Genomic DNA, 20,153 nt, shown 5'->3' on the forward strand with positions numbered 1-20,153 from the left:
GGCGCTGGAGCTAGACAACACGAAGAGCTTTAGCTTTTTCCTGTTGACTTATCGTAGGGCGGAGCGCGAAGGCGTCTTGCCGCTAAGACGCTGAGGCTGGACAATTTTCAAAGTCATTCTATATTACCTTAAAATCCTATTGAAAACCGGCATCTTAACATGATGCCGGTTTTTATTTCTACGTGTTGTTAATGAAGCCTTTCACTCGCAATCGGTAAGATCACTTCTATGATGGTTCCCTGCTCATCACTCCAAATGTTGATCGTTCCGCCATGGTTTTCGATAATTTGTTTAGAAATCATGATGCCAAGTCCGGTGCCTTCCTCTTTGGTTGTAAAAAATGGCTCTCCAACACGTTTTAGGATTTCAGGTGACATCCCAAATCCAGTGTCCTTAAAGAAAATTTTCACCATATTACAACCGTACTGTTTTACTTCAATCGTGATAAATCCACCTTTAGGCATGGCTTCAACTGCATTTTTTAAAATATTAATAAACACCTGTTTTAGCTGATTCTTATCGCTATTAATCGTAAAATTTTGATAATTATATTTCGTCTCAATTCGAATTCCATTTATAACAGCCTGAGTATCAATTAGCGTCTTGACATTCTCTAGCAGGGTGATGAGGTCAATCGGTCCAAATTTTAATTCATGTGGTTTGGCTAGGACTAAAAGCTCGCTTAGGATTAATTCAATTCTGTCCATTTCTGATTCAATAATATCGAAATAAGATTTATTTCCTTCACTTTCAGACTCCATTAACTGAAGAAACCCTTTGATTGCAGTAAGCGGGTTTCGCACTTCATGAGCAATTCCAGCAGCCAATTGTCCTGCCACATTCAATTTTTCGGAGTTAAGCAAGAGTTCGTGCGTTTTTTTCCGTTCCGTTACGTCCCGTATGATAATATGTCTTGCAGGATTATTTTGGTAAAAGGTCGGAATTCCTTTCACTTCGGCAACAAAGGCTGTACCGTCCAAACGCAGCAATTTATACTCGATAAATTCGGTGATATTTCCTTCCATTACCATGATTTCCCGCTCTCTAGCAATCTGGTGAAAATCAGGATGTATAATTGCACCGATTGACTTGTTTAGAATATCCTTTTTATCCTTTGCCCCAAATAACCTAGCACCTGTATCATTTATAAAAAGAATCTCAGAATCTTTCGCAATAATAACGGCATCAGGTGAATGCTCTACTAAATCGCGATAGGTCTCTTCCCGTTTTTTTGCTTCTTCTTCACCCTTTTTCCGTTCTGTTACATCTCTTATGACACTGACAATCTCTAAAACATGAAGGGTATCATGGGCGATGATCGGTTTACAAAGTGATTCCACCCACAAATATTCACCGCTTTTTTTCCGGATACGGTAGCAGTCTCGTCCACTTTCTTGGCTGTCGAGCACCATTTTCCGGCTCTGATAAGCTTTTTCAACATCATCTGGATGGACAAATGATAATAAATTTTCTTTTATTACTTCATTTTGCTCAAACCCTAGAATATATTCACAGGAAGGAGATACGTAAACAATTTCCCCTTGCAAATTCGTACTCACTATGACATCTAAAATATTATCTGTTAATACACGCTGCATCTCTTCAATTTTTCTTATTTCTTCTTTTTTTCTTTTTAATTCGGTTATGTCTTTCCCGACTGCTCTAACCCCGACGATTTGGTCATCTTCACTGATTGGGATAAACGTTATATTTAAATCAAGGATTTGGCCGATGTTCGTAATGATTTTCGTATCAAAGTTTGAAAAACGGCCTACTACCGCATTACTAAAATGATGGAACACCTTATTGATATGGTCGATTGGAAAAAGAAATTGAAGTCTTAACTTGTCCGTTTCCGCATGTGAATAACCTGTTAATTGTTGAAATGCCGGATTTGATTGAACAACATGCCCTTCTATATCCAATACAAAAATGCCATCTTCATTGCAGGAAAATAGTGTCTCATATCTGCTGTGGTTTTCTTCCAAATATTTTAATAAAAGCATTCTTTTTTCACTTTTAATCGCTTCAACAGGACTGTTCATCTTTCTCTTTCCGTTCCTTTCTCCCATGATAATGCCTATATTACCATTCTAACCTTCATTGTAAGTTTTACTGATAAAACTTTCAATAGATTTCTACTATTTTCCATTAACTTATGTTATCTTCTAAACCAGCCCAACAAGAAAGAATTCACAGGACTTTTACAGAGAATGGCCCATGGATAAAGCAGATTTTATTTTTCTAAAAAAACTTTTTCCTAAAAATGAACCGGCCTCCAAATGGAAGCCGGTCACATTATTAAAGTTCTAGCTCTCCCATTCGAAGGAGCTCTACAACAGCTTGTGAACGCCCCTTAACACCAAGCTTTTGCATGGCATTTGAAATGTGATTCCTAACTGTTTTTTCGCTTATAAATAATTCACCAGCGATTTCTTTCGTTGTTTTGTCTTGTACTAATAATTCGAATACTTCTCTTTCCCGTTTGGTGAGTAATGGCTTGTGATTATAATCATTCTCCTTCAAGTAATGTAACCCTCCTTGCCTTCGCCAGTAATGTATCGTGGGATGGGTATATATTTAGTCACGATATCTTATGTAAACGATACAAATGGAGTGACTATATTTAACCTAAAGGAGTGGGTTTTTATGAAAAAATCACAAAATTATTCCAACTTTTTATTATCCTTTGTTTAGGAGTTAATTATTTTTGCAAAAATGATATATCGTTTTGGTGCATTTCCAACATAATGAAACGGATAACACGTTGTCAGGATTAATTCTTCTTGCTGTTTCTGTAAGGTAATAATGGATTTATCGTTTGATTTAACAATTTTAGTACGAGTGATCTCGTATGTGTAATTCCCGTACGGCATCTGCATCTTTAAATGATTACCTATTTTTAACTCGCCTAATTTTCGAAAAACCGTATCCCGATGACCCGACAGTACGATTTGCCCCTTATCACCCGGAAAGTAAGAACCTTTATAATGGCCTACGCCCTTTTCAAGATCATCCGGGTCTGTCCCTTCCACAATGGCCAATTCCGCTTTAATTTTTGGAATGCTTAAAATTCCAATGGTATCTCCTGTTGTGGGAGGTGTACGGTTGTCTAATTTCTTCTTATCCGCAGCAACCGGCTGTTTCTGGCTGATGATTTTCTTCGCTTGCTGGAGAGCCGTAGTGGATTTTACTTGTGTATGAGCATATTGCCAAACACCGGCACATACAAAAATGAGTCCGATGATAATTAGAAAAAAGGGAAATTTTCTTTTCACTTTCAATACCTTCCTTTAATAAGGTCATTTGTTCAAGTATATCAAAATTAAGACGATTGGACTAATGAACTATTGCCGATCCAAAAGAAAAACCTTCTTTCCTAAACAGAAAAGAAGGTCTCTAAGATTCAATATAATGTTAGTTACCGCTGTCGCTTCCGAAGAAGTTTCTAAATGCTTGCATGGTTGCAGCTCGGTTAACTGCTGCAATAGAAGTTGTAATTGGAATTCCTTTCGGACAAGCTTGTACGCAGTTTTGAGAGTTACCGCAGCCCTGCATACCGCCATCCTCCATAAAAGCATTTAAACGTTCTGCCGCGTTCATTTCGCCGGTTGGATGAGCGTTGAATAAACGAACTTGGTTAAATACAGCTGGTCCCATGAAGTTTGTTTTACTATTCACATTTGGACAAGCTTCTAAACAAACACCGCAGGTCATACACTTAGAAAGTTCATATGCCCACTGACGTTTTCTTTCAGGCATCCGAGGGCCAGGTCCCAAATCATAAGTTCCATCAATTGGAATCCATGCTTTTACCTTTTTCAACGAATCAAACATTCTGCTCCGGTCAACTGAAAGGTCACGGACAACAGGGAAGGTTTTCATTGGCGCTAAGCGGATTGGCTGCTCTAATTGATCAACTAATGCCGAACAAGATTGACGAGGCTTCCCGTTAATAACCATTGAACATGCACCGCAAACCTCTTCAAGGCAGTTCATTTCCCAAGTGACTGGAGTGGTCGTTTTCCCCTGGGCATTTACTGGATTTTTACGTATTTCCATCAATGCCGAAATAACGTTCATATTCGGACGGTATGGAATTTCGAATGTCTCCTCATAAGGAGCAGCATCTGGGCTATCTTGACGAGTAATGATAAAAGTTACCTTTTTATTTTCAGACATGTTTCCCTACTCCCCTTTCTATTAATGTTTTGTTGTGTAATCGCGCTTCCTTGGCTTAATTAACGAAACGTCGATCTCTTCGTAATGGAAAGCTGGAGCAGTTTTAGCATCAACGAATTTAGCCATTGTCGTTTTCATAAATTCCTCATCATTCCGCTCAGGGAAATCAGGCTTATAATGAGCACCGCGGCTCTCATTTCGATTATAAGCACCGATGGTAATAACACGGGCCAATTGCAGCATGTTCTGTAATTGTCTTGTGAAAGCTGCCCCTTGGTTGCTCCATTTCGATGTATCATTGATATTGATGTTTTGATAACGCTCCAATAGTTCTTGAATCTTTTCATCGGTTTTTAATAGCTTGTCATTATAACGGACAACCGTTACGTTATCAGTCATCCATTCGCCAAGCTCTTTATGAAGTACATAAGCATTTTCCGTACCATCTAAAGACATAACATTATTCCATTTTTCTTCCTGTTCTTTCACATGACGATCAAATACAGTAGAAGAAATGGCATCTGAACTCTTTTCAAGTCCTTCAATATATTTAACAACATTAGGTCCTGCCACCATTCCGCCGTAAACAGCTGATAACAAGGAGTTTGCACCAAGACGGTTTGCACCGTGCTGTGAATAGTCACACTCACCAGCAGCAAATAAACCTTTAATGCTTGTCATCTGATCATAATCCACCCATAGTCCACCCATTGAGTAGTGAACCGCAGGGAAAATCTTCATTGGTACTTTACGTGGGTTATCACCCATAAATTTTTCATAAATCTCGATAATCCCACCAAGTTTTACGTCTAATTCATGCGGATCCTTGTGAGATAGATCAAGGAATACCATGTTTTCACCATTAATTCCAAGTTTTTGACGTACACATACATCAAAAATTTCACGTGTTGCAATATCACGTGGTACAAGGTTTCCGTAGGCAGGATATTTTTCCTCCAAGAAGTACCAAGGTTTTCCATCTTTATATGTCCAAATACGACCGCCTTCACCACGTGCAGATTCGCTCATTAAACGAAGCTTATCATCACCAGGAATAGCAGTTGGATGGATTTGAATCATTTCACCATTTGCATAGTAGGCGCCTTGCTGATAAACGATCGATGCAGCTGATCCTGTGTTAATTACGGAGTTAGTTGATTTTCCAAAAATAATCCCAGGGCCTCCGGTTGCCATTATGACAGCATCAGCAGCAAATGATTTGATTTCCATTGTTTTTAAGTTTTGGCAGACAACCCCGCGGCACACTTCCTCATCATCGAGAACCGCACCAAGGAATTCCCAGCCTTCATATTTAGTAACCAAGCCATCCACTTCATGGCGGCGAACCTGCTCATCAAGTGCATAAAGAAGCTGCTGCCCAGTTGTTGCTCCGGCAAATGCTGTCCGGTGATGCTGTGTTCCACCAAAGCGACGAAAATCTAGTAAACCTTCAGGCGTACGGTTAAACATAACACCCATCCGGTCAAAGAGATTAATAATTCCAGGTGCTGCATCACACATCGCTTTAACTGGCGGCTGATTCGCTAAGAAATCTCCGCCATAAATAGTATCGTCAAAGTGAATCCACGGTGAATCTCCTTCACCTTTTGTATTTACTGCTCCATTAATACCACCTTGGGCACAAACAGAGTGAGAACGTTTAACCGGTACTAGCGAAAAAAGCTCTACCGGTGTTCCTGATTCTGCCACTTTGATAGTAGCCATTAAGCCTGCAAGGCCGCCGCCGACTACAATCACTTTACCTTTACCCATTCGTGACTCACTCCCTTAATCCAAAATACAATTTTTTACGACTTATAATCTATTAAGATACGAATGCTATTAATGTTTGAATACTAATTAATGAAAGAATGACAAACACACCGATCGTCACGTAAGTAGTAATCCGTTGTGAACGTGGTGATACCGTAATACCCCAGCTAACTAAGAATGACCATAAACCATTGGCAAAGTGAAAAATTGCTGAAAGAATTCCTACTAAATAGAAACCAAACATAAATGGTGATGATAGAATATCATGCATCATGTCATAGTTGACTTCAGTCCCCAATGCAGCCGCCACACGTGTTTGCCATACATGCCACGCAATAAAGATCAATGTAATGACGCCTGTGATACGCTGAAGTAAGTACATCCAGTTTCTGAAAGTACCAAATCTATTAACATTACTATTTGCTGTAAAAGCAATATAAAGTCCATAGATGGCATGGTATAACAAAGGTAAATAAATAATTACTGTTTCGAGGACAATCTTGAAAGGAAGACTTCCCATAAAGTTTGAAGCCTTATTAAAAGATTCAGGTCCCCCTGTTACAAAATGGTTGACGATTAAGTGCTGCGTCAGGAATACTCCGATCGGAATAACTCCAAGTAATGAGTGCAATCTGCGATTAACAAACTCACGATTACCCGCCATTATTTTTACCCCCCTTTTAGTTTTAAAAAATGTTTTTTTACTGTAACCTTTTTTATATTTCCTTACAAATCCTTAATTGTCACCACTGTGACAATTATGTGACATGTTCATTTTACTCCCATCATTTAAGAGCGTCAAGAAAACGGATACAGATTCTTTAGCAAAAATAGAAAATTTTTAAAATATATTGATATTATAATAGACCTCTATAACAGCTGAGTTTTATGCGTTTTGTTATGTAATACAACAATATCCTTCAATCAATTTCCAACATCTAACTGTTAGAAATTATATGTATTCGGAAATAATAATTATGATGAAAAATAGGATTAAATATTGCAGGATAATTTGTTTATTACAAATAAAACGGTACTGAAATCCGCCTCAAATTGTATATAATAGAATGATAGAAAGAGGGGAAGCATATTGAAAGAAAGTACTGTTGTCGATGTGTGTTTGAACACAGCTGAAAATATAGCTGAACAGACATCTGAACCACGCACCATATCGATATTCGGATATGAATTAATTAGGGAAATCCTTCTGCCCGAGATTCTTGGCAAGGATACACCAGAAATATTATATTGGGCAGGCAAACGGCTGGCGCGGAAATACCCATTAGCTAATTTTGATGAGGTTGTTACCTTTTTCCACAATGCCTCATGGGGCCAGCTGGAAATAAAAAAAGAAACAAAAAACGAGATTGAGATTGAACTGTTGAGCCCATTACTTGTTTCAAGGGTAAAATCAAAGGCCGAGCATTTCTTCCAGCTTGAAGCAGGCTTTCTCGCCCAGCAAATGGAGCTTCAAAAGGAAGCCATCGCTGAAGCCTTCGAACATCCCGTCAAAAAAGGAAACAAAGTACAATTCACCGTCAAATGGGACATTAAAGACTACATCGAGTAACCCAGAACCCTATCAAATTATTCTATAACGGTGATAAAAATGGTGTCAGCTTACCTTTCGGTGCCTGACACCATTTTTATTATTTTTATTACTTTTATTATTTTTACTATATTATACGATCTTATTGTTGTTGGCCTAGTTCGAATGCTGCATGCAGGGCTTCAACTGCTTTTAGCATATTTTTTTCTTCCACTACGGCTGATACTTTGATTTCGGAGGTGCTGACCATTTTAATTTGGACATCGTTTTCAGCGAGAACCTTAAACATCTTGGCTGCGACACCTGGATTGGAAATCATTCCTGAGCCGACAATCGAAACCTTAGCTAATTTATTTTCTGCATCGAGCTGTTCATAGCCAAGTTCTGTTTTATTCTCTTCAAGTACCTTCACTGTTTCTAATAGATCATTCGTATGGATTGAGAATGACAGATTAGCACTTCCAGCTTCGGTTGTACTTTGAATAATAATATCTACATTAAGATGATTCTGGGCTAAAGTGGTGAAAATTGTTGATAGACTTGTAAGCGAGTTTGTCAAACCTAATACGGTAACTCTTGTAATTTCGTCCTCAAATGCCACACCGCGTACCACTAGATTTTGTTCCATTGTTGCTTCCTCCTCAATAACTGTTCCTTCTTCTTTTTCCATGCTAGATCTGACAACAAGCTGTACTTTATAGTTTTTCGCAAACTCAACTGCTCTTGGATGGAGCACACCTGCGCCTAAATTGGCTAACTCAAGCATTTCATCATAAGAAACGGATAATAGTTTCCTAGCATCTTTTACATATCTTGGGTCTGTCGTAAACACGCCTGTTACATCCGTATAAATATCACATTTATCAGCGTTTAGTGCTGCTGCTAAAGCAACTGCGGTTGTATCTGAACCGCCGCGGCCTAATGTCGTAATTTCGCCATCCTCGGTAACACCTTGGAAACCCGCGACGATGACAACCTTTCCAGTAGAAACTTGAGCTTGAATTGCCTCAGGATTGATTTTCGCAATCCGGGCATTACCATGAACAGGTTCAGTAACGATTCCTGCCTGCCAGCCTGTGAAGGAAACTGCCTCAAGCCCTCGTTGTTGTAAAGCCATGGAAAGTAATGCAATGGTAACCTGCTCGCCTGTAGACAAGAGCATATCCATTTCTCGTTTGCTAGGCTCCTTCGTTATATCCTTGGCCAGGCTTACAAGCTGGTCGGTTGACTTTCCCATCGCAGAAACAACAACAACGACATCATTGCCCTTCTCTTTCTCCTCACTTACACATGCCGCAACATTTAAAATTCTTTCAACACTTCCAACAGAAGTACCGCCAAATTTTTGAACAACTAAACCCATCCTTTTTCCCCTACTTTCCATTTTGCTGTAACTAGTATGCTAGTAAAATAAAAAAAAGCAATGAGAAGGGCATCTCATTGCTTTTTGAACACGAAGAAATAAATTCCTGTACAAACAACGTAAGATAGCTCTCCAAGACACCGTCTTGACAATTCTGGATTTCTTCAATACAGAACCAGCAAAAAAAGGATATGAGTCCTTCTTCACTTCGGCGAACCTTCCCTTTCATGATTCTTCATTGAAGCTCATCCTTCTCAGAATCATTACTATTGAATTTCGCACCTCTACCTTCACTTTAGTACGATAAAGTGACTGATTAAATTTTTACCATTATAGCATGTTCATTATTTTATGACAATAATTATGAACGAAGTTTTTCGATTAATTCTTCTGCCACATTTGTAGGAATACCAAGTGCAGTAAATTCCTCCAGCGTAGCTTCCTTCATTTTTTTCACTGAACCAAACTGCTTTAATAATAATTTTTTGCGCTTTTCACCAATTCCCGGGATATCGTCGAGTAATGATTGAAACGCACTTTTCCCGCGGATTTGCCGGTGGAAAGTAATTGCGAAACGGTGGACTTCATCCTGAATTCGCTGCAGTAAATAAAATTCTTGGCTATTCCGTGCTAATGGGACAATTTGGAGCGGATTTCCATAGAGAAGCTGTGAAGTGCGGTGCTTCTCATCCTTCACAAGACCTGAAAGCGGAATATCTAAACCAAGTTCATTTTCTAGAACATCCCGTACAGCCTCAACATGTCCTTTACCGCCATCAATAATAATTAAGTCCGGCAGCGGAAGATTATCTTTTAGGGCTCTCGAATATCGTCTCCTAGTGACTTCCCGCATGGATTCATAATCATCCGGACCTTTTACCGATTTTATTTTATATTTTCGATATTCGCGTTTGTTCGCTTTTCCATCTGTAAAAACAACCATCGCTGATACAGGGTCCGTCCCTTGGATATTGGAGTTATCAAATGACTCAATTCGGTGCGGGGTATAAATCCCGAGGAGCTCTCCCAAATTTTCAACGGCCTTAATTGTTCTTTCCTCATCTTTTTCAATGAGTGAAAATTTTTCCATTAAGGCGATATTAGCATTTTTAATGGCCATTTTAACCAGGTCCTTTTTGGCCCCTCTTTGTGGCTGCAGGACTTTTACTTCCAGCAACTGCTCTGCCAAATGTAGATCGACCTCATCTTGGATAAGGATCTCCTTTGGCTTAAAATGATTTGCCTTCGTATAGAATTGACCAAGGAATGTTAAGATTTCTTCCTCAGGTTCATTATAGATTGGGAACATCGAGACGTCCCGCTCAATCAACTTACCTTGGCGGACAAAAAAGACTTGAACACACATCCAGCCCTTGTCGACTGCATAGCCAAACACATCACGGTCTGTAAAATCGGTCATCGTGATTTTTTGCTTTTCCATAATAGTCTCAATGTGGACAATTTTATCTCGGAACTCCTTAGCTCGTTCAAAATCAAGTTCTTCAGCCGCCGCGGTCATTCTTTCCGTTAGCTCATTTTTAATTTCTTTATAGCCGCCATTTAAAAAACGGGTAATCTCATCCGTCATTTGTTTATATTGGTCTTCATTTACTTCATTTACACAAGGCGCCAGGCACTGTCCTAAATGGTAGTACAAGCATACCCTGTCAGGAAGGGTAGAGCACTTACGCAGCGGATAAATTCGGTCGAGCAGCTTTTTTGTTTCGTTTGCCGCCCCGACATTTGGATAGGGCCCAAAGTATTTCCCCTTATCCTTTTTTACTTTTCTCGTAATAATTAATTTCGGATGTCTTTCCGCTGTTAATTTAATAAACGGATAGGTTTTGTCATCCTTTAGCATGATGTTATATTTTGGGTCGTATTTCTTGATCAGGTTTAATTCAAGAAGAAGCGCTTCTATATTTGAAGAGGTAACAATATACTCAAAGTCCTCGATTTCATTGACTAGTCTTAATGTCTTCCCATCATGAGAACCGTTAAAATAAGAGCGAACACGGTTCTTTAACACTTTCGCTTTCCCCACATATATTATCGTTCCCTGACGGTCTTTCATTAAGTAGCAGCCAGGCTGATCAGGCAGCAGGGTCAATTTTTGCTTAATAATTTCATTCATTCCTGCCACTCCTCCGTCTTCTATATCATATCTTATAAATTCTAATGCAAAGTTAGAATAAAGGGAAGTAGGAGACTATTGTAAAAAAAAAGCGGAAGCGCCTTTTTCAGGGGCGACAGGGATAAGACGAGCCGGCGAGCGGCTGTTCTTTAGCCTACTTGACGGATTGACTTATGACCCCGAGCCCCTAGGCGCTGTCGCTGGACAATTCTCAAAGTTATATGTCATTTTTTAAAAGAAAAGAACCTCAGGCCTAAGAGCTTGAGGTTCTTACTTGTTTAACTTATACGTGCTTTTCTAATACACTTGCTAAAGCATCTTTAGGTTGGAAGCCGACTACTTTATCAACCACTTCACCGTTTTTTAATACCAACAATGTTGGAATGCTCATAACACCAAAGTTAGCAGCAGTTTGTGGGTTTTCATCTACATCAAGCTTAGTGATTTTTACTTTTCCGCCCATTTCTGCGTCAAGTTCTTCAAGAACTGGTGCAATCATTTTACAAGGTCCGCACCATGGTGCCCAAAAATCTACGAGCACAAGACCTGAACCTGTTTCAGCAGAAAAATTTTGATCTGTTACGTGTGAAATAGCCATTTATATTGACCTCCTTAAAATACTGGAATACTACGGAAAGTATATCATTTGTTTGTCATATCACGCTAATAATATGTCTCGCAAATAATTTTCCCTTTTTTACTGTAAGTATTCTATTCATAACCATGTAAAAAAGCGAGCCATACACCGCCCGCTTTTTAGTATTGACCTGTATTTCCGTTAGTAAACTAGCCAAGCTTTAGTTTATTAAGAATGAACTTTTAGTTTTTTAAATTCTTCTGTTAACAGTGGCACGACTTCGAATAAATCACCAACAATACCGTAATCAGCTACTTTAAAAATGTTAGCTTCTGGGTCTTTGTTAATCGCTACAATGACCTTGGAATTGGACATTCCCGCTAAGTGCTGAATCGCACCTGAAATACCGCAGGCAATATATAAATCTGGTGTAACTACCTTACCGGTCTGGCCTATTTGCAAGGAGTAATCACAATAGTCAGCATCACAGGCGCCACGAGAAGCCCCAACCGCTCCTCCTAATACATTTGCTAATTCCTTTAATGGCGCAAATCCTTCCGCACTTTTTACACCGCGTCCGCCAGAGATTACGACCTTTGCTTCACTTAAATCTACACCCTCACTTGCTTTTCTTACCACGTCTTTGATAATGGCTCGAAGGTCCTTGATATCAACAGACAGTGAAGTGACCTCACCTGTTTTACTTTCATCCTTTACGGATGGTGTGATATTATTCGGACGGACAGTCGCAAAAATCAACCCATCAGTCACAATTTTCTTTTCAAATGCTTTACCGGAGTAAATTGGTCTAGTAAACACAATATTTCCACCCGCCGCATCAACAGCCGTAGCGTCAGAAATAAGCCCGGAAGAAAGTTTACCGGCTATACGCGGCGCTAAATCCTTTCCTAAGGACGTATGCCCTAACACTAATCCTTCCGGTTTTTCTTGGTCAATCACTGCTAATAAGGCTTGGGCAAAACCGTCAGATGTATATTGCTTTAATTTCTCGTTCTCTACAACCACCACGCGGTCTGCTCCACCATGAATCAGCTCAGCACCTAAAGCGCTTACAGATTCGCCGACTAAAACTCCAACAACTTCTCCGCCCTCTGCGACTGTTTTCGCTGCAGCAATTGCTTCGAAAGAAACATTACGTAATGATCCGTCACGAACTTCTCCTAGTACCAATACTTTTCTCGACATTCGATTACCCTCCTGAAAAACAATTTTTATGTGAATGGATTAGATTACTTTCGCTTCTGTATGAAGAAGATGAACCAGCTCTTTCACTTGGTCATTTAAATCGCCTGCTAAAACCTTGCCAGCTTCTTTTTTAGGCGGCAAGTAAATTTCAATTGTTTTGGTTTTGGCTTCGACATCGTCTTCCTCAAGATCGAGATCATCTAACTCTAATTCTTCAAGCGGCTTTTTCTTTGCCTTCATGATACCTGGAAGCGAAGGGTAGCGTGGCTCATTAAGGCCTTGCTGTGCTGTAACCAAAAGCGGCAGGCTCGTTTCAATCACCTCTGCATCTCCCTCAACATCACGAGTTACCGTTATCTTTGTTCCATTGATTTCTAACTTTGTAATGGTTGTAACGTAAGGAATGTTAAGAAGTTCGGCCACACGCGGACCCACTTGGCCTGAACCGCCATCAATCGCGACATTGCCGCCTAATATTAAATCGGCTTTTTTATCCTTTAAGTATTCTGCTAGAATTTTCGCAGTGGTAAATTGGTCCCCATTTTCTACATCATCTTCGATATTAATTAAAACGGCCTTGTCTGCACCCATCGCAAGAGCAGTGCGTAATTGCTTTTCAGCTTCCTCATTCCCAACTGAAATAACGGTCACTTCACCGCCATGGGCATCGCGGACTTGAATCGCTTCTTCAATGGCATATTCATCATATGGATTGATAATGAATTCTGCACCATCCTCGTTAATCTTGCCGCCGGAAATGGTAATCTTTTCTTCCGTATCAAAGGTTCTTTTCATTAATACATAAATGTTCATGGTTTCCCTCCTAGTAAATTTCAAACATTAATTTAGTTCGAAAGATTGAGAAAATTCGCCGCAAAAAAATTTATTGGAACTTCTGGACAGATGCCTGCCGTAAGAAGTTATGCCCCTTTAAAACTAGGCTCTCTTTTTTCAAGAAATGCCTGGATACCTTCTTTTGCATCCTCTGAAACAAACACTTCACCAAATAATTCAGCTTCCCTTTTTGTACCTTCGTAAAATTCCTCTGTTTTAGCATAATTTAATAATTCTATGGTTGCTTGAATGGAACCATGACTTTTCTTAGCAATCTTACCTGCCAATTTATAAGCTTCATCTAACAGCTGACTTTCAGGGAAGGCACGGTTTGCTAAACCATATTCTACTGCCTCAAGACCGGAAATAGGTTCAGAAGTAAACAGCATTTCCGCAGCCCTTGCAACACCGATGTATTTAGGCAAACGCTGTGTACCCGCAAAACCAGGGATTAACCCAAGCTGAAGCTCGGGCAGACCAAGTTTGGCATTTTCACTTACATAACGGATATGACAGGCCATTGCCAATTCAAGTCCACCACCTAGAGCTGCACCATGGATGGCTGCAATAATTGGTTTTGAGAATTTTTCCATACGATCAAATAAATCTTGCCCAAACTTGCCAAGGTTCGCAAATCCTTCTGATGATGTCACTGTTGTAAATTCCTTAATATCGGCTCCTGCTGAAAAAAATCTTCCTTCTCCGTGAATGACAATAACCCCAATCTCACGGTTTGGCTCGATTTCATCAAGAACTGCAGACAATTCTCTTAACAGACCCGATGAAAGTGCATTTGCTGGCGGACGCTCGATGGTAATCGTGGCAATCCGATCCTGGTACGACCATTTTAAGTATTCCAATGCAACTCCCCCTTTTCTTCGCTTACCTTTTTCTACAGCCATCGATCAACAGTCGATGGACTGGAGATGCCAAGGCCATTAAATCATATTTCTCCTCGTTCATCACCCACGATGTAACTGTTTCATCAATTGTCCCGAAGATCATTTGCCGGGCTAGGCGAACATCAAGATCACTTGAGAACTCCCCTGTTTCTTTTCCTTCTAAAATGATTTTTTCGATGACCTGTAAATATCCTTTAAGAACCGCATTAATTCTTAGCCGCAATTCTTTATTGGATTGACGTAACTCCAGCTGGGTAACAATTGCCATATGGTGATCATCTGATAGAAGTTGGAAATGGGTTTCAATCATCATTAATAACTTCTCTTCTGCCGTCACTTTTCCTGCTATTTTTTTTTCTATTTTTTCAACGAATTCGCCCATTTTTTCTTCAAAGAGAGAGATAAGGATGTCTTCTTTGTTTTTAAAATATAGATAGATGGTGCCATCTGCCACCCCTGCCTGCTTCGCGATTTTGGAAACTTGGGCTTGATGGTACCCATTTTCAGCGATAACGATTACCGCTGCATCTATAATTTGCATATATTTCGGTTTGTTCTTTTTCACATAATCCACCCTCTTGAAGAAATCTTTCTTGTAATCTTTCCAAATAAAAAGAAATTATGAATGAATCATCATTCATATTTTTATAATAGAATTTAATTTGTTTACTGTCAAGAAAAACTGACCACTTCATCCTAATATATAATAGCTTGGTGTGACAAGCCTTCCTGCTCAAAAAAAAAAAAGCTAGGCGTGTTTTTGGCTTTCATGCTCTATTTTTTGTTTTTCTTCTTCTACAAGTGTTCTTCTTAATATTTTACCTATTGCCGTTTTCGGTAACTCTTTTCTAAATTCATAAACCCTAGGTACTTTATAAGCAGCCAAGTATTTTCTTGCAAATTGATTCATTTCTTCAACTGTAACAGTGGAACCTTCTTTTAAGACTAGATATGCCTTCACGGTTTCTCCACGATATGGATCAGGAACACCGGCAGCTACTGCCTCGACTACATCTGGATGTTCATATAATACTTCTTCGATCTCCCGAGGATAGATATTAAAGCCTCCTGCGATAATCATATCCTTTTTACGATCTACTACATAAAAATATCCCTTCTCATCCATGTAACCAAGGTCTCCGGTATAAAGCCAGCCATCCTTCAGTACTTCCTCTGTTTCCTTTGGACGATTCCAATAGCCCTTCATAATTTGCGGTCCTTTAATCACAATCTCACCAATTTCGCCGACTGGCATCGGTTCACCAGTTTCAACAGACAAAATGACAGCGTCTGTGTCAGGATAGGGAACACCGATACTGCCTTTTACCCTTGGGACATCCCATAAAAAATTAGAATGAGTGACAGGTGATGCTTCAGATAGTCCATAGCCTTCCACGAGCTTTCCACCTGTGACTTGCTCGAATTTTTGTTGTATTTCAATTGGGAGTGGTGCCGACCCGCTGATACAGGAGTCAATCGAAGAAAGGTCATATTTCTTCAAATCTGGATGATTCAATAGGCCGATATAGATGGTTGGTGCACCTGGAAAAAGAGTTGGCCGCTGTTTGTGAATGGTCTTCAATGTCGTTAGGGCATCAAATTTTGGTAATAAAATCATTTTATAGGCCATCTTAACCGATAAAATCATGACCGTAGTCATTCCATAAACATGGAAGAACGGCAATATTCCCAAAACCGATTCTTCACCTGGTTTACATTTATATAACCAGGCCTTACTCATACAAGTATTGGCAATTAGATTTTTATGTGTCAGCATGACTCCTTTTGGAAAACCGGTTGTCCCCCCAGTATATTGTAATAAGGCAATATCTTCCTCGGGATCAAAATCATGCTGAATCAATTCTGTTGAATTTTCTTTAACAATTTCGGTGAGCAAATGGGAGTTTCCTTCATGTTTTACCTTTACGACAATCCCATATTGCTTTTTCTGGATGAAGGGATAAATAAGATTTTTAGGAAATGGTAAGTAGTCTTTGATAGCGGTTACAATAACGTCTTGTAAATTAGTCTGCGGCATAACTTTTGTGACTCGTGGATAAAGAATGTCCATGGTGATAATAGCTTTTGAACCGGAGTCTTTCATTTGGTACTCCAGCTCTCGTTCCGTATATAACGGATTGGTTTGAACGACGATTCCGCCTGCCATTAAGATCCCAAAATAACTGATTACAGCTTGCGGACAATTAGGAAGCATAATGGCAACCCGCTCATCCTTTTGAATGCCTATGGATTGCTGTAGATAACTGGCAACACTGAGAGACTCTTTATAAAGTTGTTTATACGTCATTTCTTTTCCCATAAAATGAATCGCTATTTTCTCTGGAAACTCTATGGCTGCGTTTATTAGGTATTCTTGTACGGGTTCTCTGGAGTATTCAAGTGTGGCGGGAATTTCCTTTGGATAAAGGTCCAACCAGGGTTTTGACTCCAACATAAATAACCTCCTTGGTGAAATAATTCATAAAATTATAAACTCTCTTCTATTATAGTACAGCATTTAGTTATAGACAATGAGACATTGCCATTATGGGGCTCTGGGCTTAATCCATTTTAACAAAAAAATCATCGCCAAAATACTTCAGCGATGATTGATCTTATACAAAAAACACCATATAGATAACGCCTATAAGTAAAAACAAACCGCACAATCCCAGCAGTACTTTAGCTAATGTCTCCACTAATATTTTCTCCCCTTACGAAATTCCTGCACCAATCACAAAAGACAACCCTATTGAGATAATTAGCGACAACAAACCAACCGCTCTATTATCATTTTGAATTTCCTCATCAATTTTAAATTTAGGCGTTAAAAATTCAAAGATAAAATAGCCGGCAAGCAGCAGGACAAACCCGAAAACGCCCCAGCCAACCATCTCCAGTAACGAATTATTATCATTAATAGATGCCCGAAAAATGTTGGCCAGCCCCAGTATTTTTCCACCGGTTGCCATTGCCACTGCCAGGTTTCCTTTTTTGATTTCTTCCCAATTTTTATACCTGGTTACCACTTCAAACACAGCTAAAAAGACAACCATACATAAAATCACAACACTGTAATATGCAGCTATCTGAATATATCTATTCTCCCAAAACTGGTCCATTACGTTTCTCCCCGGGTATATTATTTAAATTCGACGATGGTTACCCCTGAACCGCCTTCTCCGGCTTCTCCAAAGCGGATTTTCTTAACGGAACGGTGGTTTCGTAAATATTCTTGTACACCTTGTCTTAAGGCCCCCGTACCTTTTCCATGGATGATTGATACACGCGGATAACTTGCCAGAAGGGCATCATCAATATATTTTTCTACTTTTAGAAGGGCATCCTCATACCTTTCCCCGCGGAGATCTAATTCCAGTTTAACTAGAGTATCTCGGCCTTTTACGAACGCCATTGGTCTGGTTTCCACTTGTTTTGGTGTACTTAAGTACTCCATATCCTTTTCTTTAACCTTCATCTTCAAAATACCAATTTGAACCTGCCATTCATTGTTTGATACACGGTCCAGCAGGGTTCCTTTTTGGTCAAAGGTCAAGACCTTCACCTCATCCCCAGGCATGAAGGTGTGTTTTTTAGATTTGGTGTTTGTTAATTTCGCGGATTTCTTGATTTCCGGTGCTGCCTGTTCAAGCCGCTTTTTAGCATCAATAAGTTCATGTTCTTTTATTTCCGCATGTTTCTCTGTTCTCATTTTTCGTAAATCACGGATAACCTTCTCTGCCTCTTGTTTCGCCTCATCCACAATATCAGCGGCCTTTTCCGCTGCTTTTTCCAGCATTGTATCTTTTTTATCATAAAACTCGATCATTTGCGATTGTAAATCTTGATGAAGCTTTTCCGCTTGTTTTAAAAAGTCGCGTGCTTCTTCTTGTTCACGCTCAGCTTGGCGTTTGCTTTCCTCAAGAGAGGCGATCATTTTATCAATTTGATTCGTGTCTTCACTTACATGTGAGCGGGCTGTTTCAATGACCCTTTCATTTAAACCAAGCCGTTTCGAAATTTCAAAGGCGTTACTCCGGCCGGGTACTCCCAATAATAGTTTATAGGTCGGGCTCAATGTCTCAACATCAAATTCTACACTTGCATTTAATACACCCTCGCGATTATAACCATACGCCTTTAATTCCGGATAGTGGGTCGTTGCAATCACCCTTGCCCCGCGCTTGTGGACCTCGTCTAAAATCGAGATCGCCAAGGCAGCACCTTCCTGTGGATCGGTTCCCGCCCCTAGCTCATCAAATAAGACTAGGCTGTTAAAATCGACCCGGTTTAAAATATCGACAATATTAACCATGTGGGACGAAAAGGTACTTAAGCTTTGTTCAATCGACTGCTCATCACCAATATCGGCATAGACTGAATCAAAAACGGCTAGTTCCGAGCCGTCCAAGGCCGGTACCTGAAGGCCTGCCTGTGCCATTAACGAGCATAGGCCAAGCGTCTTTAAGGTGACCGTTTTACCCCCGGTATTGGGACCCGTTATCACAATGGTTGTGTACTCTTTTCCGAGCATAATATCATTGGCTACCACTTCATCAATCGGAATGAGCGGGTGACGGGCTTTATATAAAGCAATTCTTCCTTCATCATTCATAATTGGCATGGAAGCCTTTATTTTTTTACCATATTTCGCTTTTGCAAACACAAAATCTAAATTAGCTAAAATATCGACAATTACCTTGAGTTCACCTTCGTATTCGGCTGTTTTTGCGGACAGCTCTGTTAAGATTCTTTCAATTTCAAGCTGTTCCTTGACACGAATATCTTGGAGTTGATTATTTAATTGGACAATAACCTGCGGTTCAATAAATAGCGTTTGTCCTGATGAACTTTGATCATGAATAATCCCGCCATAATGGCCGCGATACTCTTGCTTTACCGGGATAACAAAACGGTCATTTCGAATGGTCACAATCGCATCGGATAACATTTTAGCTGCGTTTGAGGAACGGATCATACTCTCTAACCGTTCACGAATTCTCGATTCATTTGACCGAAGCTGATGCCTTAACGATCGCAGCAAATCACTAGCACCATCCAGGACTTCTCCACTCTCATCGATCGCAATTTTAATATCCTGCTCCAAGTTCGTGAGCGGAGTGATATTTGCGACTTGTTCTACTAAGATTGGCAGTTCTGTTCTGTCTGCAGCTAACTCCTCGATAAATCGCTTCATTTGGCGGCTCGCATGAATGGTGCTGGCAATTTGAATTAGTTCATGCGGGCTCAAAACGCCGCCGATTACAGAACGTTTAATATGGGCACGAATATCATGAATTCCTGCTAACGGTACATTTCCTTTAATACGAATGACGGTTGCTGCTTCATCCGTCTCTGCTTGAAGCCTTACCACTTCATCAAAATCCGTCGATGGGACTAAATTTTTTATTTTATCTCTCCCAAGTGAGGAAGAGGCATGTTCAACTAGCTGTTCTCTTACTTTTGTAAATTCCAAAACCTTTAAGGCTCTCTCGTGCACGGAGTTTCCCCCCTTCTTAAGTTTGTCCAGCTCCAGCGCCTAGCGGCTAGTGTCCTTCGCGCTCCGCCTTACGATAAGTCAACATCGAATCGCTAGCGCTCTTCGTGTTGTCTAGCTCCAGCGCCTAGGGGCT

17 protein-coding genes and 1 riboswitch are annotated in these 20,153 nt (G+C 39.9%); of the genes, 1 reads left to right on the forward strand and 16 read right to left on the reverse strand.

Annotated features, from left to right (window positions below):
* Positions 1–188 precede the first annotated feature (188 nt).
* The 6 genes from M3226_RS06400 to M3226_RS06425 all read right to left on the reverse strand — a co-directional run bounded on the left by M3226_RS06400 (position 189) and on the right by M3226_RS06425 (position 6,619).
* Positions 189–2,045, reverse strand: coding sequence for a PAS domain S-box protein (locus M3226_RS06400; protein ID WP_251563659.1), 1,857 nt, complete (start codon positions 2,043–2,045; stop codon positions 189–191).
* 256 nt (positions 2,046–2,301) lie between these two features.
* Complete coding sequence (gene gerE, locus M3226_RS06405) at positions 2,302–2,526, reverse strand: spore germination transcription factor GerE (protein ID WP_007087335.1); 225 nt, start codon at positions 2,524–2,526, stop codon at positions 2,302–2,304.
* 167 nt (positions 2,527–2,693) lie between these two features.
* Positions 2,694–3,278 carry a class D sortase gene (locus M3226_RS06410; RefSeq protein ID WP_251563661.1) on the reverse strand — a complete coding sequence of 195 codons (585 nt, stop codon included), beginning with the start codon at positions 3,276–3,278 and terminating at the stop codon, positions 2,694–2,696.
* Positions 3,279–3,417: 139 nt separating this feature from the next.
* On the reverse strand, positions 3,418–4,182 hold the full coding sequence (gene sdhB / locus M3226_RS06415) for a succinate dehydrogenase iron-sulfur subunit (RefSeq protein ID WP_144564368.1): 765 nt from the start codon (positions 4,180–4,182) through the stop codon (positions 3,418–3,420).
* A gap of 21 nt (positions 4,183–4,203) precedes the next feature.
* A complete protein-coding gene (sdhA, locus tag M3226_RS06420; RefSeq protein WP_251563663.1) occupies positions 4,204–5,955 on the reverse strand; it encodes a succinate dehydrogenase flavoprotein subunit in 1,752 nt (583 codons plus the stop codon).
* A gap of 52 nt (positions 5,956–6,007) precedes the next feature.
* Positions 6,008–6,619: a succinate dehydrogenase cytochrome b558 subunit gene (locus tag M3226_RS06425; RefSeq protein WP_098526906.1), complete on the reverse strand. Its 612-nt coding sequence runs from the start codon at positions 6,617–6,619 to the stop codon at positions 6,008–6,010.
* Positions 6,620–7,045: 426 nt separating this feature from the next.
* Here M3226_RS06425 and M3226_RS06430 point away from each other — a divergent pair, with 426 nt between their 5' ends.
* Positions 7,046–7,525 (forward strand): YslB family protein, encoded by a 480-nt coding sequence (locus M3226_RS06430; RefSeq protein WP_251563665.1) that lies wholly within the window; start codon positions 7,046–7,048, stop codon positions 7,523–7,525.
* Between the two features lie 121 nt (positions 7,526–7,646).
* On the opposite strand, the gene M3226_RS06435 is transcribed toward M3226_RS06430, so the two are convergent.
* The 10 genes from M3226_RS06435 to M3226_RS06480 all read right to left on the reverse strand — a co-directional run bounded on the left by M3226_RS06435 (position 7,647) and on the right by M3226_RS06480 (position 20,020).
* A complete protein-coding gene (locus M3226_RS06435) occupies positions 7,647–8,867 on the reverse strand; it encodes an aspartate kinase (RefSeq protein WP_251563667.1) in 1,221 nt (406 codons plus the stop codon).
* A gap of 117 nt (positions 8,868–8,984) precedes the next feature.
* A riboswitch (Lysine riboswitch) is annotated at positions 8,985–9,162 on the reverse strand.
* A gap of 66 nt (positions 9,163–9,228) precedes the next feature.
* The gene (gene uvrC / locus M3226_RS06440) at positions 9,229–11,001 is read right to left on the reverse strand and encodes an excinuclease ABC subunit UvrC (RefSeq protein ID WP_251563669.1); all 1,773 of its coding nucleotides are present in this window, start codon (positions 10,999–11,001) and stop codon (positions 9,229–9,231) included.
* A gap of 283 nt (positions 11,002–11,284) precedes the next feature.
* Positions 11,285–11,599 carry a thioredoxin gene (trxA, locus tag M3226_RS06445; RefSeq protein ID WP_251563671.1) on the reverse strand — a complete coding sequence of 105 codons (315 nt, stop codon included), beginning with the start codon at positions 11,597–11,599 and terminating at the stop codon, positions 11,285–11,287.
* 207 nt (positions 11,600–11,806) lie between these two features.
* A complete protein-coding gene (locus tag M3226_RS06450; protein ID WP_251563673.1) occupies positions 11,807–12,784 on the reverse strand; it encodes an electron transfer flavoprotein subunit alpha/FixB family protein in 978 nt (325 codons plus the stop codon).
* Between the two features lie 39 nt (positions 12,785–12,823).
* On the reverse strand, positions 12,824–13,597 hold the full coding sequence (locus M3226_RS06455) for an electron transfer flavoprotein subunit beta/FixA family protein (RefSeq protein ID WP_251563675.1): 774 nt from the start codon (positions 13,595–13,597) through the stop codon (positions 12,824–12,826).
* Positions 13,598–13,704: 107 nt separating this feature from the next.
* Entirely contained in the window at positions 13,705–14,478 is a 774-nt protein-coding gene (locus M3226_RS06460) for an enoyl-CoA hydratase (RefSeq protein ID WP_251563677.1), read from the reverse strand.
* Between the two features lie 22 nt (positions 14,479–14,500).
* A complete protein-coding gene (locus M3226_RS06465; RefSeq protein ID WP_251563679.1) occupies positions 14,501–15,085 on the reverse strand; it encodes a TetR/AcrR family transcriptional regulator in 585 nt (194 codons plus the stop codon).
* Positions 15,086–15,268: 183 nt separating this feature from the next.
* Positions 15,269–16,975, reverse strand: coding sequence for an AMP-binding protein (locus tag M3226_RS06470; protein ID WP_251563680.1), 1,707 nt, complete (start codon positions 16,973–16,975; stop codon positions 15,269–15,271).
* Between the two features lie 259 nt (positions 16,976–17,234).
* Complete coding sequence (locus tag M3226_RS06475; protein ID WP_251563682.1) at positions 17,235–17,642, reverse strand: DUF350 domain-containing protein; 408 nt, start codon at positions 17,640–17,642, stop codon at positions 17,235–17,237.
* A 20-nt stretch (positions 17,643–17,662) separates the two neighbouring features.
* A complete protein-coding gene (locus M3226_RS06480) occupies positions 17,663–20,020 on the reverse strand; it encodes an endonuclease MutS2 (protein WP_251563684.1) in 2,358 nt (785 codons plus the stop codon).
* Positions 20,021–20,153 lie beyond the last annotated feature (133 nt).

The organism is Neobacillus cucumis (assembly GCF_023715505.1).